The sequence below is a fragment of the Roseivirga sp. AWQ4_251 genome, from assembly GCF_056158225.1.
This window is the reverse complement of the sequence record NZ_JBSWSW010000001.1, coordinates 1,485,268-1,509,257: the sequence shown is the minus strand read 5'-3', so window position 1 is coordinate 1,509,257 and position 23,990 is coordinate 1,485,268. Positions and strand designations below refer to the sequence as shown.

Below are 23,990 nucleotides of genomic sequence, written 5' to 3'. Positions count from 1 at the left end.
AAAATGGGCTAACTTTTTCAAAGTCAGCCCATTTATTTTCTACCCCTTTCTATTTTTCTGAGGTATATTTTTCTTTCACCAAATCGGGAAAGTGCTTCTTAAACTTTTTCACCTTCGGAACGGCCACACTAATAATGTATGGATTGCCAGGATTCAATTCATAATAATCTTGATGGTAATCTTCGGCCTTCCAGAAAGTCTTGAATTTCGTCACTTTGGTCACAATGGGCTTATCGTATTCGCCCGACTTGTTTAGTTTGTTGATGTAAGCCTCTGCCAATTCCTTCTGATGATCATTATGATAAAAGATCTCAGGTCTGTATTGATGTCCAATATCTGGACCTTGTCCATTGGCCTGTGTAGGATGGTGAGCCACAAAAAACACTTCTAACAGCTGTTGATAAGTAATCACCTTCGGATCATAGTAAATCTGAACCGCCTCGGCATGCCCTGTCTCACCATAACTCACTTGCTTATAAGTAGGTCGTTTTTCATCGCCTCCTGTGTAGCCAGAAACCACATCTTCAACTCCCTTAACACGTTCAAAAACTGCTTCTGTACACCAAAAACAGCCCCCCGCAAACGTAGCGACTTCCAATCCTTGCTGTCTCAGCGCTTCGACATCCACTTCGCTTTGTTGTTCTGATCCACTTGCTGAACAACCTGTCATGGTTAGGTTGATCAAAAGTGTCATCAGAATAGAATACATAGTATGCATTATAATTTTATAGGTTTAGTACAGTATGACAAACGAAGTGAGTAGCAGGATGGTTTTTACAGATTGTCGGCTAATATACCCTTTAGGTCAGCTGGTGAATAATTTACCGACTTAAGCGTTTTACTGTCAGCTTTTCTATACACCAAAAAATGACCGTCTGACTCCTCTATGTAGCTTTCGGTTCCATCCTTATCCATGTAATGCTTTTGAGTAGCCAAAGCTTCTTCCATGTTTTTGCAGGTTTTACTCATGTTTGAGCGCTGAACTTCGTCAAAAAGCTCTTTGAATTTTTCACCTAAACCAAACTCTAGAATAGCTCCTGAAAGCACATATTGAATATCGCAAAGGGCATCGGCTACTTCTACTAAATCCCTTTGCTGAATGGCTTCTTCCAACTCTTTCAGCTCTTCTGCAATAAGAGCAACTCTCAGTTTACAACGGTCTTCCGAAGGAATTTGAGGAGTTTCCAGAATCGGGTGTTTGAATGTTTTATGAAATTCTGATACTGAATTTAATGGTTTTGGTTCTTGCATAGGAATGAATAAAAAAGGCCTGTTGAATAACAGGCCAATGTTAAATAATTATTTGCTGTTGATAAACTAGTTAATGTCTTTTTTGAATTTTGGAGGCTCTTCCCCTTCAGGAACAAAGATCAAAGCAGCTGAATTCAAACAATATCTCAAACCTGTTGGAGCTGGGCCATCTTCAAAAACATGACCTAAATGAGAACCCGTTTTACTATCTACGACTTCATATCGAAGCATTCCCATGCTCTTGTCTTCCACCAATTTAATAGCGTCATCTGAAATTGGCTTCCAAAAGCTTGGCCATCCGCTTCCCGAATTATACTTGGTTTTGCTACTGAAAACTGGTTGCAAGCTGGCTGCAGAATAGTATGTTCCATTCTTATAAAACTTATCGTACTTTCCAGTAAAAGCTCTTTCGGTTCCTCTTTCTCTTAAAACATAAAATTGTTCAGGAGAAAGTCTCTCCTTCCACTCTTTCTCGGAAAGCTGAACATCGTATTTGGCATTTTCGCTCTTAACCGTGTCTTGGTAAATGGCTTCTTCATGCCCGGTTTGACTCTTTAATGAAATCAAACTTGTAGCCAGTAAAATCACCAACCCCGCTATCAACATTATTCTTGTTTTCATTTTTCCTCTGTTTGGTTTGCTAACCTTATGAACGATAAAATGGTTTGTAAAGATTAAACTCAATTATGAGAATTGTCTTCCAAACGATGCATTTCTTGAAAAATCTGATGTTTCTCCTTTTTGTGGTTGGCTAATGGGGTGAAAATGAATGGTTGGAGATTTGATTTTCTTCCATGGAGTCAACACGTTCAATGTTTTTTTGGAAAGCTGTTCAGTTTTCATTTTAGTTTTGGCATAAAGCGGTTGAGACTGATCAAACAAAATCACACAGGACCCTTCTCCTTTCAAACACCTCTTAATTTCTTGATAAGCCAAAATCTGAACTTCCTTTTCGTAATGATTTAAGAAATCAAAAGAAAATAGACCATCTATAGAATCTTCCTTAAAAGGTAATGCGTCAATATCGCCTAAAATAAAAGTGGTTCTGGCAGGCAGTTCCTTTTTTAAGGCTTGAATTCTGTCAAATGAAAACTCCATATGAAACTTATGTTCATATGCCTTTCCATAAGTTAGGTTATGAACGGAATCAACTTCTTGGGCAGCCAAACTCACAAAAACACGTCCGGAATTTGGCAAAACATTCGCCAGTTCTTTTAACTGTTCTTGATTAAGTACACTTTCGGTTTTCTTTACTGAATCTGATGAAATCTCAGATTTTCCAAAACCATATTTCTCGTAAAAAGCGTTGATCTTACTTTGGCTAGTTCTTTTTAAAGGATCTTCAATTCTGTTTTCCGAAACTATGGCAGTTTCCTTTTTCAGAAGAATCACATCATCTATAATAGGATAAATAAAAACCTGATTTTCAGTAACTAGCGCCTTTTCTAAATGAATATTAACAGGCGCTCCAGGATAAAAAAATAGCTGACCTTGATTAATTTTAGTTTGAACAGCATCTAATTCCTTAGGTGTCATTGGCCTAAGTGCTCGATTTGAAAAGGGGCAAATAAGAATTTCTTCCATCATATTCAACACACACAAGCAAGTTTACGCTATTCCTATACACTAACGTAAATAATTGCCCTACCAGATTTACATTATTGCCTGCGCTCATAAGAGCACAAAAAAAATTCCCTATTGGGAATTATGATGCAAAGATATAAATATTTTAACAAAAAGAAGCTTTTGGCATTTTCTTATGCCTGACCTTCTTGCTCGACCTTGATAGATTTATGACCAGCCATAAGCATGCTAGAGTAAATCAATTCTCTACCCACTGTGCTTACTTCGCTCATATATTTAACTAATCGCTCCGATTTTGCCTGCAACTCTTGAAGACGCCCTTCTGCGTATTTCAAAAGTCTCCCTCCTAATTCTTTTGTTCTTTTCATGGTCTTTTTGTAGTTAGTTTAATTCCAATTACCTAATCGATATAGGCTCCAAATTGTTTCAGATTACTTCGTATGTTTCTAACAATTACGTGAGCGGTTTACCATTAGTCAAAGTATGAGATTTTCGTATAACAGCGGAATACCCAGTTAGTGGTATTTTACTCGTTGTTAACTAATTACAGATACGATAAAAGAATGTGAGAGGATTTTCTTGATGTACAGAATTATGCAAAAAGTCCATATCCAATGGATTTAGGCTCACTTTCGAAATGAAGCATTTTGCGTTTGGCAAAGAACTGATTAATGATACGATGAATATCTGGCGTATCTGGATACTTTGTGATGATCGACCGAACATCTTCAATTGAACTGAAGCTCATTTCATGATCGTAGAAACCAAAGCCCAAGTACTTTCCGTTTTCTACCAAAGCCACCGACTTCTCGCTGGGGCTTCTACCCTGCCCAAGTAAACAATATGACTGAGAATCATCTTTGATCGCCTGAATAGCCTTAGCAAATCGCTGATTCTGTTCTTTTTGATCTTCGCCTCCCGTTTTAATAGAATAACCGAAATAGAGCATCATATTAGCTGGCAAACTGCAGAGTTCAGGATTCAACTCATGTTCTTTCACTAGTTCTATCAAATAATTTCTAGCTCTATCAAAAGAAGTAAAGCTTATTAAAGGAGGATTTCCCTTTACCATTTTCCCAATAGAAAGCCTCTGAAAACCGTTTCCATCTTGATAATGATAAAGACCATAGCGAGCCGATGAGTATTTCTGAGCCTTATTAAATACAGGAAAATACTTTTTGATTTCTGACGATTCCAGCAAAAATGCGATCATTTCATCTCCGCATTCTTCATAGGAAATATTATAGAGTTTATCCTTGAGCCCTTGTTTATAAACAACATCGGTGCTGGCAAAATGCCCTCGAACCCTCTTCTTTATATTGTTGGCTTTACCGACATAGAGAATTCGGCCATGTTCATCGTGGAAATAATAAACGCCTGTGGTTTCGGGTAAATTGTCGAATATTTCGCGCGATAAATGCGGAGGCAAATCCGCTTCTTTAGAATTCTTTTTCAGAAACGCATCAATATGACCTTCATCGCTAGCCAGAATTAAATCCATCAGTTCTGCCGTAGCTCTCGCATCTCCCATTGCCCGGTGGCGAGCATAATTAGCAATATTGAAATGATCGCACAACCGACCGAGGCTATAACTTTTCAAGCCAGGAAAGACTTTTCGTGAAAGCCTGACCGTACAAAGTTTTTTCAGGTTAAGATTCCCTCCCAACTCTTGAAATTCCCTTTTCAGAAATGAATAGTCGAAATTGACATTATGCGCCACGAAAATATTGCCTTCCAACATTTGATAAATTTCTTTGGCCACTTCGAAAAACCTTGGAGCATCGGCAACCATTTCATTTGAAATACCCGTGAGGTTGGTAATCCCCATGGGAATTCCCCTTTCAGGGTTAATCAAAGATTGAAATTCATCCACTACACGCTTGCCATCATGTATCAGTATTGCCACCTCTGTAATTTTTCCATAATTGGCAGAACTTCCTGTCGTCTCTATATCAACTATCGCGTACACAATTTCAAATTAGTGAAGATTTATTTTCAATTCGTATTTTCAGGCATATGAATGATATCCTTATCAAAAAATATTCTGGCGAACTGGTTCCTTTCGAACCACAGAAGTTAGAAAATTCCCTTTTCAAAGCAGGTGCAAGCCCAGAGTTAATTGCTCAAATTTTGGACAAAGTAAAATTGACTTTGAAAGAAGGAGTTTCAACTCGCGAAATTTACAAAAAGGCATATGCCGAACTCAGAAAATCATCGCTAGCGCTGGCTGGCAGATATAAACTCAAAAAGGCGATTATGGAACTTGGACCTTCAGGATATCCATTTGAGTCCTTTGTTGGGCATTTATTCAGCTATCAAGGCTTTAATGTTGAAGTGGGCATCACACTTAACGGAAAATGTGTTACTCACGAAGTAGACGTTTGGGCTGAAAAGGAAAACCTGGTCTATTTTATGGAATGCAAATACCATAGCCGACCGACTTATAAATCAGATGTAAAAGTGGCCTTGTATGTTCATTCGCGCTTCAACGACCTTGTGGCAGCCTACAAAAATCCCGAACACAAAACCTTCGCTGGCTGGCTGGTTTGCAATACCAGCTTTACAAGCGATGCCGTTCAATATGCAGAATGTAGCGGATTGAAGGTTATGTCATGGAATTACCCAGACAAGGGTAGTTTGAAAGATAGAATTGAAATCTCAGGCCTCTATCCTATCAGTTGTTTGGCTACATTAACACAGAAAGAAAAGCAAATTCTGCTGAGTGAAGACATTGTACTTTGTAAAGAGCTGCTAAATTCGCCTCATGCCTTAGAGCTTATCGACCCCAAAAAACGACATAAAGTCATAGAAGAATGTGAGTCGATCATTTAACCAATCCCGTTGTATGAAAATCTCAAAAAGTATAAAAACAGCATTTATCTTCAGCTTACTCACCTGCTACCTTACTAGCTGTAGTTCCTCTGTTACCGAAAGCCCGAATATGAATGAAATTTCAGAAGCTTATGTAAAGTTGGTGTTGAAAACTGGCCAATATGACTCCGACTTTGTGGACGCATATTATGGGCCTGAAGAGTGGAAACCAACTGAAGAAGTTTCTTCAGAAATACCTCCTGAATCATCTGTTCAAGAAGCAGATCAATTGTTAAATGAATTAGATCAAATTAATGCTAGCTCATTTTCTGATTTAGAAAAAGCAAGGTTTGGAATGTTGAAAAAGCAACTGACCGCTGTTCGCACCAAAATAGAAATGATGCGAGGGAAGAAGTTCGACTTTGATACTGAGGCCAAGCTTTTATACGATGCTGAGCCACCACATTATAGTACCGCACATTTCGACAGTCTTTTGGCTAATTTAAATGAGGCTTTACCAGGAAAAGGCTCAATCTCTGACCGATATGCTGAATATGCAAAGCAATTTGTGATTCCAAAAGACAAGCTAGATACGGTTTTTAAAGCAGCCATTACCGAAGCGAGGAAAAGAACCGATAAACATTTCAACCTTCCAGAAAATGAGAATTTCGTTTTGGAATATGTTACTGATAAATCATGGTCGGGCTACAATTACTATCAAGGAAAAAGTCAAAGTTTGATTCAACTCAACATTGATTTCCCCATTTATATTGAAAGAGCCATCGATTTGGCTTGCCATGAAGGCTACCCAGGTCACCACGTATTCAATGCTTTGCTGGAGCAAAACCTTGTTGACAGCAAGGGTTGGAAAGAATTCTCCGTTTACCCTTTATTCTCACCTCAATCACTTATTGCAGAAGGTAGCGCTAACTATGGCATCGATGTCGCTTTCCCAGGAGCTGAACGTATCAAATTCGAGAAAGAAGTTCTTTTTCCTTTAGCCGGAATTGATCCAGAAAAGGCAGAAAAATACTATGAAATTCAAGATTTGAGAGCAAAGTTAGATTATGCCGGGAATGAAGCAGCTCGTGCTTATCTAGATGGCGAAATCAGTAGAGAAGAAGCCGCAAAGTGGATTGAAAAATACTTGCTTTATGAACCGGACAGAGCTCTTCAGCGCACGCGTTTCTTTGATCAATACCGCAGTTATGTAATCAACTATAACCTCGGAAGAGACTTGGTGGGTGAATACGTTAAACATAATGGTGGAACAGTAGACCATCCCGAAAAGCGTTGGGAAGTTTTTAAAATACTTCTTAGCACACCCAATACCGCAAGTACTTTGAAATAGCATGCTTTCACTTGGAATTTGATTCTTTGAAATTATTTAGGTCCGAATCTATTGATAAATATTTGACTAGAAATAAACCCTACATTATATTAACTACAAAATTTAGCAAAACTAAATTTTGTAGTTAATTTTGATTTATGAATCGATCAGGACATGCTGATTTACCTCTTCATTATGGCACAGTGCCAAAATGGTTAGTCAATCGCATGACCGAACTTGGCCGCGCTATCACTGAGGTAGTAGTGATTGAGTACGGAACCACTGCGTTTATTGAAAAGATGAGTGATCCGCTTTGGTTTCAGTCTCTAGGTGCGGTAATGGGTATGGATTGGCATTCTTCTGGAATCACCACATCGGTGGTAGGTGCCTTAAAACGAGCCATTAATCCGATTTCGCACGAATTGGGAATTTACGTATGTGGTGGCCGAGGAAAATACTCCAGAAATACGCCTCAAGAACTGATTGATGTCGGTCTAAAAACAGGATTGAATGGGGACGAACTGGCCAAATCGAGTCGCTTAACTGCCAAAGTAGACAACACAGCAATTCAGGATGGGTTCAACATTTACCTTCATTCGTTTTTTGTCGAAAAAAACGGAAACTGGACTGTGGTGCAGCAAGGCATGAACGATAAAACCGCTTATGCAAAACGATACCACTGGCATTCTCAGGCATTTAACGACTATCTCAATTCACCACACACTTCTATAATCGGAAACCATCAAGGACAAATTCTCAACCTAACGGATAATGCTTCGGAGCCTACCAAAGCAGCCATTATTTCCATTTCGAAAGAGAAGCCTCAATTGATCCAAAAGGAAATTCAACGATACATTTGCATGCCTGCTCATCACGATGTTCGCGCAAAAGACATTGATCTAAAAAGATTGGGAAGCGTTTTGGCTCTAGCTCACGATTCAGATATCAGTAATTTTCAAGAACTACTTTTGTTACAAGGAGTTGGTCCAAGAACCATTCAATCTCTGACTTTAGTAAGTGAGGTTATTCATGGAACCCCATCTCGTTTTAATGACCCTGCACGTTTTTCTTTCGCCCATGGCGGAAAAGATGGACATCCTTTCCCAGTCCCTCTGAAAGTTTATGATGAAACCATAAACGTGTTGAAAAATGGAATTGAAAAATCAAAAATTGGTCATTATGAAAAACTAAAAGCGATAAAAAGCCTATCGAACATTGCTCAAAAGTTTGAAAACAACTTCAATCCAAACGAAGAAATGTTCGAAAAAGTGATCCAAAAAGAGCGAAATGAAAGCTACAAACATGGCGGAATGACCGTAAATGGGCCCGCACTTCCTCCGAAATCAGAACAGTTGAGTTTGTTTTAATTCTCTTTTATAAAAGCGGCCGTATCTTGATTAAACGCCTTCATCAAACCTTTGTAGAGTTCGGGATGCTTACGCTTTAGCTCATGGGGCTTTTCAAAAAAGTATTCTCCTGCCACAGCAAAAAAGTCCTGTTGACTGTTGCTGGCATAAGATCTGAACTCAGAATCCCCAGCTCTTACCTTCTCTATTTTCGAATAGATTAGCTCAAGCCATGGCAAAGCATAGCTTTTGTCTTCGAAACCAAGAGGTACTCCATCAATAAATCCATTCTCCTTGTCAAAAATATGAATGAACTCGTGCAAACCCACATTTTGCCCTAGGCTCTCTGGTTCAAATCCAGCGTGTAAGGCAGGTTGAGAAAGAATCATTTTATTTTCTAAAATCCCCGCCCCCACCATACCAGAAAATGCTTCATTCGGGTCGTCTAATTCAAAGTTGCTGTTGAAATTTGAAGGGTAAATAATAACCTCCTCCAGATGTTTATAAGTGCATTCTGGAAAACCAAAAAGGGGAATAACTCCACTGCTGGCAACCAAAATATGATCTTCAATCGTTAGGTTTACCTTTACACCAGTAATGGTCACTGAAGCTAAAAACTCACGTATATCTTCTTCAAATCGTCTTTGCTTAAGTGGACTTAGGTGTTTATAAAAATCTACTTTCGCATTTAGCACTTCCTTCCATTCCTCAGGAATAGGCACTTTTCTTACAAAATGACTAAAAAGACGCTCTCTGAACAAATAGAAAGAAAATCCACCGACCACACTTACACCAACAATAAAAATCTTAAGCATAAAAAAATCTTCTGATCTGAAGTTAAGGCAATTTTAGAATAATGGGATAATCATTTTACGCTTCTTATTGAAATTCAATCCTGTTTCGGTCATTCCTACCATCGAGAGAAATCTTCTATATTGAAATTTTGCTTGCGATTGAGCACAAGATTTCTCGCTCCTTCCTCTCTCGAAATGACAGAGTAGATAGTTTATTTCTTAAAAGAATCATTTTGGCTACAGTAGTAAAGTCCACCAAATTAAAAAAAGCTATGAAGCCTGCTTAACCGTCATTTCGACTGCAAGGAGAAATCTTCTACGATGGAATTTTACTTGCGATTGAGCACAAGATTTCTCGCTCCTTCCTCTCTCGAAATGACAGAGTAGATAGTTTATCTCTTTAAAAGAGATCATTAGCTGTTACAGTAAAGTGTGCCAAAGAATTAAAAAGAAATGAAGCCTGTTTAACCGTCATTTCGACTGCAAGGAGAAATCTCATACATTGAAATTTTGCTTGGGTTTAAGTACAAGATTTCTCTTTCGTTCCTCTCTCGAAATGACAGAGTAGATAGTTTATTTCTTAAAAGAATCATTTTGGCTACAGTAGTAAACTCCGCCAAAGTATAAAAGAGAAATGAAGCCTGTTTAACCGTCATTTCGACCAAAGGAGAAATCTGAAAAGAAAAAATTAAAACCTAATAATACCATCTTCTGGAGGCCAGGAGATAATCTCATTATTAAGAAAGTTCCAGTCTGGATTGAATTCGCTAATAAGGTTCTCCTTCTTTTCTCTACGCCATTTCTTTATTTCCTTTTCTCTCATTATCGCACCTGAAGACGAATGATGATATTCATACCATAAGAGGTAATAGCAATAATATCGACCGGTGAACGATTTGTGATTCCCTCTTTTATTATAATGTTCAACTAGTCGAATAGCTAAATCATTAGTCATACCTACATACAAAACAGATTTTGTCGAATTGGTCAATATGTAGACATGGCATCCCATAATATTTAAATGGATTTCAATATAAAACTATTCTAATTTTGATGGCATATTCATACTCAAAGTCATTTTGACCAGAGGACATTGAAATTTCACTTGCGATTGAGTACAAGATTTCTCGTTCGTTCCTCTCTCGAAATGACAGAGTAGACAGTTTATCTCTTTAAAAGGATCATTAGCTGTTACAGTAAAGTGTACCAAAGAATTAAAAAGAAATGAAGCCTGTTTAACCGTCATTTCGACTACAAGGAGAAATCTTCTACAAGAAAGCCTTCACTGCTATACTCAATTTGACAACTCAATGAGTTCAAAAAAAACCCGGACTTGGTTAACCTAGTACGGGGTTTCATATAAAAGGAGTTTCTTTTAAAAATCTCGATACTGAGAGTCAAGGTAAACATTGGCAGCTTCTTCTTTAAACCTTGCATTCTGGCTATCCCAATGCAATTTTTTATTCGGGAAACGCCCAGCTATGGTTCCTAACAGAATAGTTTCCGTTAAACGAGAAGCGTATGCAAATGGCGCACTGGTTTCTGCCTTGCCCATGCACGCATCAACAAATTGGTGGTAATGTTTCTTGCCCTCTTGTTCATAATTTCTCACAGGTTCACCCACATATTGAAAATCGGTCAGATCCAATTCCTGATATTCTCCCTTAACAATATGTCTTGGCAATTCCATAAAGTGAGGCAAGAGCAACCTTCCTTTTTCACCTATAAACATAGCTCCTTGGTCGGGCAGTTTATCACCATTAGGCAATCTCAAGTCCTTATGATCTTTCGGTGCGCCTTCCCCATCGTACCAAACCCATTTGAATTTCTTCGTGGTGTATTCTGTACCTGGAAATTCGTAGGTCACAATGTTGTGTTCTGGAAAACCAAAGTCATTGGGCTTTCTACATTGGTTTCTAATCGTTTTTGGAATATCCAAGGCTAAGGCATTATAAGGCGTATCAAAAATATGTACACCCATATCGCCCAAAGTACCACAGCCATAATCGACAATCTTTCTCCAATTCCCAGGGTGGTAGAAACCTTCTTTATAAGGTCTTTCAGCTGAAGTCCCAAGCCATAAATTCCAATCTAAGGTAGAAGGAACCGGATCGCTGCCTTCAGGAATTGGCCCATCGTAACCCCAGTTTTTCGGAGACCAAGCTCTTACTGTTTTTACCTTACCGATAATTCCAGAACGAATAAGTTCAGTAGCCAATTTATAATCGTAAAAGGAATGTACTTGAATTCCCATTTGTGTTACAAGATTCTTATCAGCAGCCAGTTTTTTCATGGCGCGTGCCTCTGTAACATGATAAGTCAGCGGTTTTTGGCAATACACCGGCTTGTTCATGTTCATGGCCATCATGGAAGCTGGCGCATGGGTATGATCTGGAGTTGATACTACAACAGCATCTATACTTCCACCCATTTCTTTGAGCATTTTGCGATAATCACTGTAAGTTTTCGCATTTGGATGCATCTTTTTAGCAGCCGCCAAATTATTAGCATCAACATCGCAAAGCACAGTTACTTCTACCGATGGATGCGAAGAAATGGCCTTCAAATCTTCCATTCCCATTCCGCCAACACCAATATGGGCAGTTCTTAGCTTATCGGCTGGCCCCAAAGCCCAAACAGAAGACGGCAAAACCGAAGCCGTTGTGATTAGTGCTGCGTTCTTTAAAAAATCTCTTTTATTCATTTTAACTGAATTGAAGTTTAAAGCTTTCTAATCTTAATATTTTTAAACCAAAGTGGACTGTCGTGGTCTTGTAAACCGATATAGCCTTTTTTGAAAGAGCCGTATTTCGGTGAATTCTTCCATTTACCAGCCGCTTTTCTTTCATACCAGTCGTCAGACCAAGGCACAAACGAAAGTAAAAGCTTTCCATTTAGCCAATGCTCCACTTTTTCTGGAGTGAAAACGATTCTTGAAGTATTCCATTCACCAGCAGGTTTCACGATTTTCTGTGTGGTATCAGGAACGTGCATAGCGTAGTCAGCACCTGTTTTTTGCCATTCTTCCAACTTGGCATTGTTGATTTCTTCCCACTTTAAATCATCCAATAATTGATACTCAGGAGAAATTTCTGCAGGCCCGCCTTCTTCATTTTCTTTTAAATGGTAGAAAATACCGCTATTTCCTCCTTCAGGAATTTTCCATTCCAATGACAATTCAAAATTATCGAACTCTTCTGCCCCGTAAATAATGTCATTTCCACCCTGCATGTCTTCCTCAAGGCGCTTTTCTGTATCGAAAGTCAAGGCTCCTTCTTCATCAATCGTCCATTGAGGTGGTAATTTATCTCCATTATATGCTCGCCATCCGTCAGTGGTTGTGCCATCGAACAGGTAAATCCAGCCATCATCTTTAGGTTTTTCAGTAGTAGCTTCTTCTGTCTTTGTGTTTCCAGAACCACACGAAAAAACCACAGCAGAGCATAAGGCGAGTAGAAAAGTTTTTTTCATCTTTTAAGTATTAGTTTTCGGTTATAGTTATCAAAAATTGAGATAGTATTTAAGCTTGATTTTATTCGCTGATTTCCTTCAGCTTGATGTTTTTCCAGCGCACTTTGATTCCGCCTCCATCGTGGATTTGTAAGGCAATACCGCCTTTTCCCTCTCCAATTTTCTCATCTACCAGATGTACCATTTCAGTACCATTCAACCACGAGGTAATCTCATCACCCACCACTCTAATCTTCATCGTATTCCACTCTCCCATCTTCAAAGCATCATCTTTTTCCGGTTCAGGCTGAATTAACCAGCCACGACCATACAACTCATAAATTCCGCCCGTGTGGCTTCCCGGAGGTGCCACCTCAACCTGCCAACCGCTTACAATAGTGCCATCTACCGTAGAGCGAATAAACACGCCACTATTGCCATTGGCTTCTTGTTTAAAATCTAATGTAAGCTCGAAATCATCGTAGAATTTTTCTGTAGAAAGGTAGCCATACTGCGCAGAAGGACCACTTTCGCAAATCAGTTCGCCATCTTCTACATACCATTTTTCTTCACCATTATTCACCCAACCGTCAAGGTTTTTACCGTTAAAAAGTTCTATGGTGTCTGATTTTTTGCTGCAGCCCAACTGAAATAGGGCTAAGAAGAGCAAAAAAATGGATGCTCTTAGCGGAAGTTTTACATTCATTAGGTTAAAATTTAGAAAGCTCAAAAAATTGCCGTGCTCAATCTAAAAAATAACTTGTTATAAACCGAGACACCATAAAAGAATTGACTGAATGGATATTCAAAGAATGATCTTTTGGCCTTACAGAGGAAAACAAAATTCAATGAAGAATTTTCACTTTGAAATTTCGAGATATTCCAAAATCGGTTTCCACTCGCTTTTTGCGAGAAAACAAAAAGGCCATCAGAAACTGACGGCCTTTTGCACTTTGAATCACCAGTGAATTATAATGTTTATTTGAGCAAGTCTTGTAAGAGAGTTTTAAAATCATTGGATTGATACATGCCTTGCCCATCGTGGCCAATACCATCCACTACGACTTTTGCAGAATTATGCTGACCACTATACTGACTTTCTAGCCAAGCAAAAATATGTTCTCCCCTCTTAAAACGGGAAGAGCCCAAAAGCACAGCACCACAATCATTCATATTTAATGCAGGATCGGCTTGCGTACCATTTCCTAAGAAATAGGTAAAGCTTCTACCCAAGAGATTCGCATCAATTTCGGTTTCACTTCTGGTGTTTACATAAGCCGGAGCGTTTGCATAACCCAGTGGCCAATGATTGTATGTAGCACATCCCGTAGGAACATAAAACTGGTTATTTGCTTCATTGAATCGCTGGTCGTCTGGATAATAGAAATATTGACTATTCGCCACTACATATTCAAAAGAAAGGCCTTCTGAAGTACTTTCAGACATATTGGTAGCTCCATAAACTTGCGTGAATAATGCTCCCGATGAATGGCCAGTTACAATGATTTTCTCTAAAACTGGGAATACGGATTTATCCGATAGCCTTTCAATCAAAGCATCTATAGCTTCGAAAGAGCTGATTTTAGCCGAGCTGTTGGATTTTTGACCTTCTCGCCAGTCGTTGGCCCAATACATATCAGTACTGGAGGCGGTTTCACTACTTTTAAATTCTGGAGAAATGAGAATCGTACTCTCCAAAAGCGCTTCAGCATTTAAAGGATTCATCAAAAAATTGAAGTAATTATTCGCATCCCGATTTGCTCCATGAACGACTATAATTGCGTATTTCAGTTTTTCCCATTCAGCATTTTCCAGATAGATTGGGTACGTGCTGTAAAAGCCAAAATCACCTGAATTTTCAGAAGCATCGGTAAGCGACACTTTTTGATAACAATCTTGCGAAGCAGAAGTACAAGGCGCCATTTGTCTGACCGTGCCATCTTCCACTGTGGTAAATGATATGATCAAATCGCTTTGCAAAGACTGACCATTGGCCCCAATAGTGCCAGCAGCCACTTTCACTTCATAATTGGTATCGAAGGCCAATTGAGAAGCATTAATCACCACTTTTGAAGAAGCATTTGAATACGTTAATTGATAATTGGGTTCGCTTCCATTATTGGTAAAACTAAATGCTGCTTCAAACTTGGGAATGTCGAGCGTGGCTGAAAAGACAAGTTCTAACTGAGCTTCAACAGGAATATTAGTAGCCCCATTTGAGAGCGCTGCCCCATTAACTTTTGCGGAAATTAAGGTTAATGGATTTGGCGCAGGATCATCCTTCCCTCCACACCCAAACACTGTGAACAACACAAACACACACATCCATACAATGTTGTTCGATCTATTTTCCCAAATTCTATTCATTCTTTTATAAGCTTTAACATTCCGAACCCATCCGACCCCTTTGGGCCGGACAAGTCGGAACTTCCGTTAACTTAATTAGCTACCTAATTAATTTTCTTGTTTAGACATCGATTTAAAATTAGAAGTCACTGCCATCTGCCTTTTTCCCTGGAGAGAATAATAAAGCGGCATTGGCGGTTTGATGTAAAGTATACGCTCCAGTAATATCAGGTGATCGTGTTACTGACTGGTCAGATCCAAAATCAATTCCCAAACCGTCTACTGCACTATCGAAAGTGAGATAAACATTGCCAGAGGCGTCTAGAAGAATGATTTTATCAGCCGCATTATTCAGGTTCATGTTACCCGTAGTAGAAACTGCAACGGTGGCATTTCCGAAATCGCCAGCGGGACTACCTCCACCAAAGAGCACATATACACCGTGGGCAGGAATTATCGTTCCGCTAGGGAAAGTGTGACGAGGCGTTAACGTGGCAAAATTATCATCATCGTAAAGCGTAAAACCGCTCAAATCAATGGGAGAATTACTATCATTTACAAATTCGATAAACTCATCTTCGGAAGCGCTTCGAGTACCGTCTCCATTGGCATCGCCAGCATCTCCTGAAGCGGGATCGAAAAGCACTTCATTTATGATTAAACCTGCACCTGAATCTCCACTTTCCGCAAAAATTGGAGAACCATCGGCTCTAGTTCCTGGTGAGAAAAGAAGACTTGCGTTGATTTCTGTGTGAAGCGCAAAGCCACCCGTAATTTCTGGAGAACGCGTAACCGATTGGTCTGCACCAAAATCGATTCCTGCTCCGTCAATAGTTGAATCGAAAACAAGGAATTCATTACCAGAAGCATCCAGAATGATGATTTTATCGGCTGCGTTGTTCAAGTTCATATTTCCTGTGGTTGAAGCTGCCACCATTGCTCCTCCAAAATCTCCTGTCGGATTTCCTCCACCAAAAAGCACAAACACACCGTGCGCGGGCACAATTGTTCCTTCAGCAAAAGTATGGCGAGGGGTAAGTGTAGCGAAATTGTCTTCATCGTATAGGGTAAATCCGCTTAGATCTACTGGCGTATCGCTATCATTTACGAACTCAATAAATTCATCGGCAGAAGCACTTCTTTCTCCATCGCCATTTGCGTCTCCAGCATCTCCTGATGGAGGATCGAAGAGCACTTCGTTAATGATAAAGCCTTTGCCCTCAGCATCGTTGTCTTCAATACCAATAGAAACTTCTTGTGGAGTAGCCTCAATAGCGTTCGTAACACTTTCTATAGAAACCGAAACATTCTCTAAACCTTCAATTTCAACATCATCAATGGCGGTAATGGTCATCGATCCGCTTAACTCTCCAGCAGGAATCGTAATGCTGTTCGCGCTCGTCAAATAGTCGCCAACAGAAGCAGAACCTGCAAAAGCCAAAGTCACAGTCACTTCTTGAGAAACTGACTCGCTCATAGTTGCGGTAACAGTAGCTATTCCCCCAGCTTCAACAATACTTGGTTTATCGCGAGTCAAAGTCACATTAGGCGGAACAAATTCTTTGACAGTGAATGTGTATGAAATATTCTCTTCCAATTTATTACCGTCTACACCATAAGTTCCTGCAGGCAGTGAGATTGTATACTCCGTTTCATAGTCCAATTCTTCGGTTGAACTTAGAGTCACTATAGAATTGGAATTGGTGTATGCCAAGCTGTAATTGGCACTTCCAGCACCAGAAGAAAACGACAAAGCGCTTTCTAAAGCACCGGTATTTAATGGGTGTGAAAAAATGATTTCTACACTCACCTCCAGATCAACTCTTGAAGGGCTATCTTTTAAATTCTGTTCGTTTACATTGGCCTTCAATATTCTCAAATCGTTAGAAATTGGCGGCTGATCATCTTCTTTACAAGCACTAATGGCCACAAAAAGGATGGCAAACACAAGCATCGCTAGTTTAAATTGTCTGCTTTTCATGATAGTATTTTTAAGCGTTAGAGTCTTTTAATTTTAATTACCGACAAGGTTTGAAAACTGATCGGGTACGAAATCCCATAAGGGCGGCAAAAGGAAGTAAATCATCAAAGTGATGAAGAATATGGAAATGCAATTCATCCATACTCCCGCACGCATCATATCCGGAATTCGAAGGTATCCCGAACCAAAAACCACAGCATTTGGCGGAGTGGCAACGGGCAACATAAATGCACAAGAAGCCGCCAATGTTGCGGAAACCATCAGCATATAAGGGTTCATATTAAAGGCTAGTGCCATTGGTGCCAAAATGGGCAATAGCATGGCGGTAGTAGCCAAATTGGAAGTTAATTCTGTAAGGAAATTCACAGCCGCAACCAGAATCAAAATCACCAGAATCATTGTGATTCCATCTACCATAGAAATCTGAGAACCGATCCAAAGGGCTAAACCTGTACTGCCAAAAGCTTCGGCCAAGGCCATTCCACCACCAAACAGCAAAATGATACCCCAAGGCATTTTAACCGCCTCTTCCCAGTTCAGAATTCGCTCTCCTTTTTTACTCGAAGGCAGAATGAAAAGCGCTACTCCAGCAATAATGGCAATGATGGTATCGTCAATGGCGGGAATGAATTTCTGAAGAATGAAACTGCGTGTGATCCAGCAGAACGCTGTTGCTATGAAAACCACTAAAACGGCCTTTTCTTCCTTGCTAAGTTTACCGAGCTCTTTTAGCAGTCGACTTATCTCTTGCTTTCCTCCTGGAAATTCAGCTTTCTTAAGCTTAAATGCATATTTGGTTAAGTATTTCCAACACACAAAAAGCAGTACAATGGAAACTGGGAAACCAAACTTGAACCATTGAAGAAATGAAATTTCCACTCCGTAGGTTTCTTCTACCACGCCCACAAGTACAAGATTTGGAGGCGTACCAATTAAAGTAGCCATTCCGCCAATGGATGCACTATATGCAATAGCCAGCATCAAGGCTTTTCCGAAAAGACCGGAAACCTTTTTGTCTACCATTGCACTTTCATCCAACTGGCTTACAATGGCCATACCAATAGGCAGCATCATTACAGAAGTTGCCGTGTTGGAAATCCACATAGATAGAAAAGCCGTGGCCAGCATAAAGCCCAAAATGATATTTACCATGTTGGTCCCTATAGCATTGATGATGGTAAGCGCAATACGTTTATGCAGTCCCCATTTTTCGATGGCAATGGCAATAATGAAGCCGCCCACGTAGAGAAATACATATTTGTGACCAAATGAAGCCGTTGTAGTGGCTAAGTCCATCACGTTAAAAACCGGGAAAAGAATGATAGGCAACAATGCCGTAACCGCAATAGGTATGGCCTCAGTTACCCACCAAATGGCAATCCAACAGGTAATAGCCAAAAGATGATACGCACTCACCGACATTGATTCTGGTCTACCGATGATTTCCAAAATGATGAAAACCAAAGGTCCCAGCGCGAGTGACAACCATTTACGTTTTTCACTCATAAGTAACTTCTTTTATATCGGCAGCATCTACCAATTCTTGAAAGTAATCCGCTAAATCTTCTGGCATTATGGCCAAATACATGGTTTCTCCATCTTTATCGGTTCTGGTAAGCCTATGAGGAATATCTGCGGTTTGTTTTCCTGTTAAGAATTTGAAAAAAGCCAACGCATTGAAGTAGGTTCCATAAGGAGAAGGGTGACTGCCGTCAGCAAAATATAAATCCACATCGGGTCTGGTTTTAAGAGACTTCATCCACAGTTCACCTACCGGAACCACATTAGAATGAGTGTTTTTGGCCAAAGTTTCGTAGCCTTTGGTTATTGTATGCTGCATTTCAGGTTTTCCCTTTCGTGCCCAAGTCATATAGAACACAGGCTTGGCCCCTTTTGATTTGATTAATTCCGCAAACAATTTTCCGTAAGTATCAAAATCTTCAGGAGTGTCAATGGTGCTCAAACTATGGTTGTTCATTACCACATAATCCCATTCTCCGCTTTCCAATAAATCACGGGTTTTGGTTTCTCTTTCCCGCTTCCAATGCTGCTCCAAATTGCTTCCGCCAACGGTTGATTGCCGAGCGATAATTGGCACCCCCTGTGATTCGCCCATGGCCATTACGAGTTGAGGTAAATTCCAGAAGTAGGTATAACTATTCCCCACAAACAACACTCGAATGGTATCTTGTTTTGCTTGCGAGAAAAGAGAAGTCGGAAGTAAAAGGATTGCCAGAAGAAAAATCTGGCTAATCCATTTTCTACGATTGCTATTCATGTATAAAATCTAATTATTGATTGACCTTGGTAGGTTCAAAGAAGTTTGGAATAGGGTTAGGAACGTTACTGTTTCTGTCGATTTCGGATTGAGGATAAATGAACCTCTGCGGCAACTGATTGCCTACATTAGGCTGAACTGGCACTCGGACAACCAACTCATTTTCTGTTCTTCGGGTATCGTTGAAACCTTCTACCTGACCGAAAAGCGTGATATATCTTTCTTCCAGAATTTCGCGAAGCAAAGCATCATCAGCAGAAATATTATCTTGATTTTCGATTCCACCGTTGGTGAAGTCCGCAGCATCGTAAGCATCATATTGCACGTTGGCAGCGTTGGCGTTTGTCAAATATCCACCAGCATCCATATAAGTTCTGAAGTCGTTCAAATGCTGTAAACCCGTATTAAAGTTTTGTGACCTGAAACCAGCTTCAGCCAAAATCAGCATATTTTCTTCATAAGTAACTAAAGCAGCTGAGGCGGTTTGCGCACCAATACCATCAACAGTATTAGGCTGAACGCCCACGCCTTTCACTTGGAAATAGAAACCATACCGGCCTGCTTCATTGGTTTTTGCATTCCCTCTATAATTCGAGAAATCAGGGCTTAAACCAGCTTCTGGTGCCACAAGGCTTGTCATGAAATCGGAAACAATTAAATCCGCTGCGCGGGAATAAATCGCAAAAAACTGGTAGGTCAAATTTGATTCATCTTGACCTGTTCCATGAGGAGCATATAACCCATTAGCTTGGGCGTTTATTCCTTTTTGAGCTGCTGCATATGCATTCCCATATTCTTTGGTATGCATAAAATAGCGCGCCTTTAGCGTATAAACCACTTGAATCCACTTCTGGGCATCTCCATCCAAATACACATCAGAACCTGTGGTTGGGCGGCCTGTTCCTGCTTGCAAGTTCACAATGGCATCATCGAGCAGTGCTTGAATTTTTCCATAAACCGTAATTTGGTCTTCATAAGTTGGGTTTTCTACTTCGAAAACCGCTTCATCGAAAGGAATATCACCATAAAGGCTGGTTGCCGTTCCGAAAGCCATGGCCTGAAGTGCTTGAGTAATTCCAATAGCCACACCTGAAACACCAGCCTCTTCAGCGGTTTGCATAGCTACTCTGGCATTTCTCAAAGCATTGACAAAGGCATCGTCCCAAATATTGTTGAAGTCACTCGTAGTTACGGTGTATTGGCTATAACCTTGATGCTGGCGATCAATCCCTGTATAGTAACCCGCAAAAATACCTGCTCTACGCGCTGTTTCACCAGTTTGAAGCACAATATTCCCCACTTCTGCCCCGGTAAGAATATTTCCGTAAGGCGCACTGGTAGGATTGTTTGGGTCATTATTGATACCCTCAAACATGTCTTCACAAGAGAAAGCAAAAAGGGCTGTAAGTATGATAAAATATATCTTTTTCATCGTCATCTTCTTTTTGAACAATTAGAATGTAGCCGTTAGGGTGAACACATAAGACTTGGTTCCCGGATTATTGAAGTAGTCGATTCCGCGAGCAGAACCTACACCGGTAAGGTTGGTATCTGGGTCGTTTCCTTCAAATTTGGTCCAGATAAACAGGTTACGACCCGTTGCAGAAAGCGAAGCCGATTTCACCCCGATTTTCTTTAACCAAATGGGCTTCAAACGGTACGAAAGTGTTAATTCACGCAGCCTTGTCCATGATCCGTCTTCAATATAAAGCTCATCATTTCCACCGCTGAAATATCCTCCGTCACCATTATACCATGGCTCGGTTAAGGCCACAGGACCAGCTCCGAAATCATAAACACTACCCCTAAATGTGGTTCCTATCGGAATTAGGTTTCCGTTGTAGTCTAGTAGGTTTTGGTTGGCCGTTACTTCATTGCCAGTGCTTACCCAACGGCCTAAGTCAGCTAACACTGATTTGGTACCTGCATAAATATCAGCTCCTTGATAGGTTTCAAAAAGGGCTGAAAGCGACCAGTTTTTGTAGTTCACTTGAGTTACAATACTTCCTTGCCAATCAGGGTTTGGGTCACCGATAATTCCTTCTGTTTGATCTTGTTCTGGGAAGCCATTTTCATCGTAAACAATGTTTCCATTTTCATCTCTCAAGGTTCTAGAACCCCAAAGCACGCCAATGGCATGGCCTTCAACCGCTCTTGCATTTACTGCAGCCAAACCTCCCAATTCGATAGACTGAACACCAACAAGGTCTTCCACCCTGTTCTTGTTTTTGCTCCAAATTACATTGGCTTGCCAGCTAAAGTCTTGCTTTTGAATAATGGTGTAACCCAAATCTAATTCCGCTCCTTTATTGCTGATTTCAGCGCCATTCGCATAAATTTCGTCATAACCTCTTGAGTTGGCTATCGGGAAATTCAAGAGCACATCGCTGGTTGTATTGTGATAATAAGTTCCACTGAAACTTAATCTATCGTTAAGAAAACGAAGATCTAAACCAATCTCGGTTTCCTTCTTTCTTTCTGGTTTTAAGCTTGAATTGCCACGGTTTGTGCTAGGCACAAAACCACCATTTCCATAGAAACCTAAACCTAATCCTCCACCCCATTCATCGCTATAGGTTGGCGAAACAAACACATTGGTTGTGTTATACCTTGCAGGTTGAACCCCTACTTCTCCATAAGAGAAACGAAGTTTCCCGAAAGTCATGGCTTGTGTTTGAAGGGCATCCAATTTGGTAAATTGCCAAGCCAAAGAAGCAGAAGGGAAATAGAAAGGCTTGTTGGAAACATCTCCAAAAGTAGAAGCCTTTTCCGCTCTTAACGAACCACTGAAATACAGCATGTCGTAAGCTGAAAAATTAGCTGAAGTGTAAATCGCAGCTGTTCTTTCTTGTCCGAAAGTGCTACTCACACTTCTGTTTTCAGGAAATGCATTATCAATGTCTCTTACTGTGCTGTTCACATCGGTGAAGAGAATAAAATTGGTGATTTCGCTTCCGCTGGTTTCGCGTTTTGTTGCGTTATAATTCACGCCTACCAAAAGTGAACCGTTGAAATTTTCGTTGAAGGTTTTGGTTGCTGTGGCAATGTAATCCATATTGAAAATGGTGTTGGAAGCCATCTCCCTTCCAAACAAACCAGAACTGTAAGCACCTGCTGCTGAACCTGGCGTAAAGAAAGATTCCCTTCTTTCAGTATAATGATCTAAACCAACTCGGGCTTTCAAATTCAACCAAGTGGTTGGATCGGCAGTTAAGGTAAAATTGGTGATGAAACGATCGTTGTTCGCCAAATTCTCTTGCTCATTGATCGTCCAAAGAGCGTTGTTATATACCGCTGTGTTATCGGCTCCAAGTGGTTCTCTGTAAGATCTGTGACGATTTGAAACTGGTGCGGAGTTGCTACTAGCATAATAATCGCCTCTATAACCCGACTGATCGAAATCGGCTGGAGTTCTCAATAAACCCAAGTAAAAACCTGAAGAAGAAGCTCCCTTTAAAATCTTGTTGGAAGAAGTTCGAGCATAAGTGGTGTTGGCCGTTAAGCTTACGTTTTTAGAAAGCAGGTATTCCGCATTGATTCTGGCGGTTGTTCTTCGATAATCAGAATTATTACGAATCAAACCTTGTTGATCCATATCGCTTAAACTGAAATAGATTCGGCTATTATCGTTACCAGCGCTTAGGCTCAAATTGTTTTCGATGAACTGACCATTTTGAAACACCTGATCGAAATTCTGATCGTCATAAATGGTTTGTGAATTCTTTTGATTGATGGGATAATAAGTCACGCCATTCTGGCCTACGAAAAACTGACCTGAGGTATTGAATTCATCTAATCCTCCTGACCGATCTGAAATTTTATCGCCCCATGAATCACGGGCAGTTTGGTTATAAATTCCGTTATCGCCTTGGCCATAAGCTGTTTGCAAAGGATATTTTCGGCTGATTTGATCTAGCGAATAGCTAACTCTGTAAGCGATGCTCAGCTTTTTATTGAAATCACCTTTCTTCGTTGTAATGTAAATCACGCCACCCAAAGCCTTGGTTCCCCAAAGTGCGGCAGCAGAAGCTCCTTTTAAAACGGACATGCTTTCAATGTCATTAGGATTAAGGTCGTTTAAGCGTGATTCATTGCTCACACCTCCTGTTCCGCCATCCCCACGAACATCATTGCTTATAGGCACACCATCTACAATTATCAATGGCTGGCTGTTTCGTGTAATACTGGACAAACCGCGAATCTGGATAAAAGCACCGGCTCCTGGGTCGCCAGAAGTTCTGGAAATCCGTACGCCTGAAACTTTCCCCGAAAGGCTATTCAATAAAGTAGGTTCTGCGGCTTTGGTAACCGATCCTCCATCTACCGTTGAATTGGCGTAACCCAAATTATCCTTATTGGCCGTTTGCCCCAAAGCTGTTACCACTACAGTTTCCAATTCTGAGATGGCCTCAACCATGGTTACATTCACTTCTGTTCGGTTACCAATAGTTTGAGTTACTGTTTTGAATCCTAAAAATGAGAATCTTAAAATTGAACTTTCATTTTGCACTACGATGGAATAAGCACCATCTAAACCCGAAACGGTTCCGTTTCCAGTGCCCACTTCTAAAATGGAAACACTGGACATTGGCTGACCCGTTTCGTCAATTACTTTTCCGGTTACTTTGATTTGCCCAAAGCCCTGTTGCGTAAAAAAACAGAAAAGGCAAAACATTATGAGTTTAGAAAACCTGATCATATAGAATTATTTGTTTCTTAAAATTTTAACTTCATCCTTTGAACCAAAAGATGCACTGGTTTAAAAAAGTGATGTAGAAATCTACACCGGCAATCGTTTGCATCTTACGAAACATAATTT

General features: G+C 40.2%; 20 protein-coding genes. 3 read left to right on the top strand and 17 right to left on the bottom strand.

The window, feature by feature from the left end; translation table 11 throughout:
• Positions 1–49 precede the first annotated feature (49 nt).
• The 6 genes from msrA to ACXACJ_RS06690 form a co-directional block, all read right to left on the bottom strand.
• Complete coding sequence (msrA, locus tag ACXACJ_RS06715) at positions 50–718, bottom strand: peptide-methionine (S)-S-oxide reductase MsrA (protein WP_475133574.1); 669 nt, start codon at positions 716–718, stop codon at positions 50–52.
• 56 nt (positions 719–774) lie between these two features.
• Positions 775–1,251: a pyrophosphohydrolase domain-containing protein gene (locus tag ACXACJ_RS06710; protein WP_475133573.1), complete on the bottom strand. Its 477-nt coding sequence runs from the start codon at positions 1,249–1,251 to the stop codon at positions 775–777.
• 66 nt (positions 1,252–1,317) lie between these two features.
• Positions 1,318–1,872 (bottom strand): peptide-methionine (R)-S-oxide reductase MsrB, encoded by a 555-nt coding sequence (msrB, locus tag ACXACJ_RS06705; RefSeq protein WP_475133572.1) that lies wholly within the window; start codon positions 1,870–1,872, stop codon positions 1,318–1,320.
• A gap of 63 nt (positions 1,873–1,935) precedes the next feature.
• On the bottom strand, positions 1,936–2,787 hold the full coding sequence (locus ACXACJ_RS06700; RefSeq protein ID WP_475133571.1) for a class I SAM-dependent methyltransferase: 852 nt from the start codon (positions 2,785–2,787) through the stop codon (positions 1,936–1,938).
• Between the two features lie 221 nt (positions 2,788–3,008).
• Positions 3,009–3,203, bottom strand: coding sequence for a hypothetical protein (locus ACXACJ_RS06695; protein ID WP_475133570.1), 195 nt, complete (start codon positions 3,201–3,203; stop codon positions 3,009–3,011).
• Between the two features lie 224 nt (positions 3,204–3,427).
• Complete coding sequence (locus tag ACXACJ_RS06690; RefSeq protein WP_475133569.1) at positions 3,428–4,804, bottom strand: exonuclease domain-containing protein; 1,377 nt, start codon at positions 4,802–4,804, stop codon at positions 3,428–3,430.
• 47 nt (positions 4,805–4,851) lie between these two features.
• Between ACXACJ_RS06690 and ACXACJ_RS06685 the strand changes: the two genes are divergently transcribed.
• From ACXACJ_RS06685 to ACXACJ_RS06675, 3 genes are all read left to right on the top strand, one after another.
• Positions 4,852–5,667 carry an ATP cone domain-containing protein gene (locus ACXACJ_RS06685; RefSeq protein ID WP_475133568.1) on the top strand — a complete coding sequence of 272 codons (816 nt, stop codon included), beginning with the start codon at positions 4,852–4,854 and terminating at the stop codon, positions 5,665–5,667.
• A gap of 13 nt (positions 5,668–5,680) precedes the next feature.
• Entirely contained in the window at positions 5,681–6,997 is a 1,317-nt protein-coding gene (locus tag ACXACJ_RS06680) for a hypothetical protein (RefSeq protein WP_475133567.1), read from the top strand.
• Positions 6,998–7,134: 137 nt separating this feature from the next.
• Positions 7,135–8,343 (top strand): DUF763 domain-containing protein, encoded by a 1,209-nt coding sequence (locus ACXACJ_RS06675; protein WP_475133566.1) that lies wholly within the window; start codon positions 7,135–7,137, stop codon positions 8,341–8,343.
• Here ACXACJ_RS06675 and ACXACJ_RS06670 read toward each other — a convergent pair.
• The 11 genes from ACXACJ_RS06670 to ACXACJ_RS06620 form a co-directional block, all read right to left on the bottom strand.
• The gene (locus tag ACXACJ_RS06670) at positions 8,340–9,137 is read right to left on the bottom strand and encodes a M90 family metallopeptidase (RefSeq protein WP_475133565.1); all 798 of its coding nucleotides are present in this window, start codon (positions 9,135–9,137) and stop codon (positions 8,340–8,342) included. The two genes, ACXACJ_RS06675 and ACXACJ_RS06670, sit on opposite strands and share 4 nt — an antisense overlap.
• Positions 9,138–9,804: 667 nt before the next feature.
• Positions 9,805–10,128 carry a GIY-YIG nuclease family protein gene (locus tag ACXACJ_RS06665; RefSeq protein WP_475133564.1) on the bottom strand — a complete coding sequence of 108 codons (324 nt, stop codon included), beginning with the start codon at positions 10,126–10,128 and terminating at the stop codon, positions 9,805–9,807.
• Between the two features lie 363 nt (positions 10,129–10,491).
• Positions 10,492–11,820 (bottom strand): Gfo/Idh/MocA family protein, encoded by a 1,329-nt coding sequence (locus ACXACJ_RS06660; protein WP_475133563.1) that lies wholly within the window; start codon positions 11,818–11,820, stop codon positions 10,492–10,494.
• A 17-nt stretch (positions 11,821–11,837) separates the two neighbouring features.
• Positions 11,838–12,587: a 3-keto-disaccharide hydrolase gene (locus ACXACJ_RS06655; protein WP_475133562.1), complete on the bottom strand. Its 750-nt coding sequence runs from the start codon at positions 12,585–12,587 to the stop codon at positions 11,838–11,840.
• A 61-nt stretch (positions 12,588–12,648) separates the two neighbouring features.
• Positions 12,649–13,272, bottom strand: coding sequence for a 3-keto-disaccharide hydrolase (locus ACXACJ_RS06650; protein WP_475133561.1), 624 nt, complete (start codon positions 13,270–13,272; stop codon positions 12,649–12,651).
• A gap of 272 nt (positions 13,273–13,544) precedes the next feature.
• The gene (locus ACXACJ_RS06645; RefSeq protein ID WP_475133560.1) at positions 13,545–14,933 is read right to left on the bottom strand and encodes an Ig-like domain-containing domain; all 1,389 of its coding nucleotides are present in this window, start codon (positions 14,931–14,933) and stop codon (positions 13,545–13,547) included.
• Between the two features lie 118 nt (positions 14,934–15,051).
• The gene (locus tag ACXACJ_RS06640; protein ID WP_475133559.1) at positions 15,052–16,893 is read right to left on the bottom strand and encodes a lamin tail domain-containing protein; all 1,842 of its coding nucleotides are present in this window, start codon (positions 16,891–16,893) and stop codon (positions 15,052–15,054) included.
• 33 nt (positions 16,894–16,926) lie between these two features.
• A complete protein-coding gene (locus tag ACXACJ_RS06635; protein ID WP_475133558.1) occupies positions 16,927–18,399 on the bottom strand; it encodes an SLC13 family permease in 1,473 nt (490 codons plus the stop codon).
• Positions 18,392–19,171 (bottom strand): hypothetical protein, encoded by a 780-nt coding sequence (locus ACXACJ_RS06630; protein ID WP_475133557.1) that lies wholly within the window; start codon positions 19,169–19,171, stop codon positions 18,392–18,394. The genes ACXACJ_RS06635 and ACXACJ_RS06630 overlap by 8 nt, the downstream gene beginning before the upstream one ends.
• Positions 19,172–19,184: 13 nt before the next feature.
• Positions 19,185–20,603, bottom strand: a complete 1,419-nt coding sequence (locus tag ACXACJ_RS06625) for a SusD/RagB family nutrient-binding outer membrane lipoprotein (RefSeq protein ID WP_475133556.1) — start codon at positions 20,601–20,603, stop codon at positions 19,185–19,187.
• 21 nt (positions 20,604–20,624) lie between these two features.
• A complete protein-coding gene (locus ACXACJ_RS06620) occupies positions 20,625–23,870 on the bottom strand; it encodes a SusC/RagA family TonB-linked outer membrane protein (RefSeq protein WP_475133555.1) in 3,246 nt (1,081 codons plus the stop codon).
• Positions 23,871–23,990 lie beyond the last annotated feature (120 nt).

Coding starts and splice junctions, on each gene's coding strand:
- msrA (WP_475133574.1), bottom strand. CDS start 718: ATGCATACTATGTATTCTATTCTGATGACACTTTTGATCAACCTAACC.
- ACXACJ_RS06710 (WP_475133573.1), bottom strand. CDS start 1,251: ATGCAAGAACCAAAACCATTAAATTCAGTATCAGAATTTCATAAAACA.
- msrB (WP_475133572.1), bottom strand. CDS start 1,872: ATGAAAACAAGAATAATGTTGATAGCGGGGTTGGTGATTTTACTGGCT.
- ACXACJ_RS06700 (WP_475133571.1), bottom strand. CDS start 2,787: ATGACACCTAAGGAATTAGATGCTGTTCAAACTAAAATTAATCAAGGT.
- ACXACJ_RS06695 (WP_475133570.1), bottom strand. CDS start 3,203: ATGAAAAGAACAAAAGAATTAGGAGGGAGACTTTTGAAATACGCAGAA.
- ACXACJ_RS06685 (WP_475133568.1), top strand. CDS start 4,852: ATGAATGATATCCTTATCAAAAAATATTCTGGCGAACTGGTTCCTTTC.
- ACXACJ_RS06680 (WP_475133567.1), top strand. CDS start 5,681: ATGAAAATCTCAAAAAGTATAAAAACAGCATTTATCTTCAGCTTACTC.
- ACXACJ_RS06675 (WP_475133566.1), top strand. CDS start 7,135: ATGAATCGATCAGGACATGCTGATTTACCTCTTCATTATGGCACAGTG.
- ACXACJ_RS06670 (WP_475133565.1), bottom strand. CDS start 9,137: ATGCTTAAGATTTTTATTGTTGGTGTAAGTGTGGTCGGTGGATTTTCT.
- ACXACJ_RS06665 (WP_475133564.1), bottom strand. CDS start 10,128: ATGGGATGCCATGTCTACATATTGACCAATTCGACAAAATCTGTTTTG.
- ACXACJ_RS06660 (WP_475133563.1), bottom strand. CDS start 11,820: ATGAATAAAAGAGATTTTTTAAAGAACGCAGCACTAATCACAACGGCT.
- ACXACJ_RS06655 (WP_475133562.1), bottom strand. CDS start 12,587: ATGAAAAAAACTTTTCTACTCGCCTTATGCTCTGCTGTGGTTTTTTCG.
- ACXACJ_RS06650 (WP_475133561.1), bottom strand. CDS start 13,272: ATGAATGTAAAACTTCCGCTAAGAGCATCCATTTTTTTGCTCTTCTTA.
- ACXACJ_RS06645 (WP_475133560.1), bottom strand. CDS start 14,933: ATGAATAGAATTTGGGAAAATAGATCGAACAACATTGTATGGATGTGT.
- ACXACJ_RS06640 (WP_475133559.1), bottom strand. CDS start 16,893: ATGAAAAGCAGACAATTTAAACTAGCGATGCTTGTGTTTGCCATCCTT.
- ACXACJ_RS06635 (WP_475133558.1), bottom strand. CDS start 18,399: ATGAGTGAAAAACGTAAATGGTTGTCACTCGCGCTGGGACCTTTGGTT.
- ACXACJ_RS06630 (WP_475133557.1), bottom strand. CDS start 19,171: ATGAATAGCAATCGTAGAAAATGGATTAGCCAGATTTTTCTTCTGGCA.
- ACXACJ_RS06625 (WP_475133556.1), bottom strand. CDS start 20,603: ATGAAAAAGATATATTTTATCATACTTACAGCCCTTTTTGCTTTCTCT.
- ACXACJ_RS06620 (WP_475133555.1), bottom strand. CDS start 23,870: ATGATCAGGTTTTCTAAACTCATAATGTTTTGCCTTTTCTGTTTTTTT.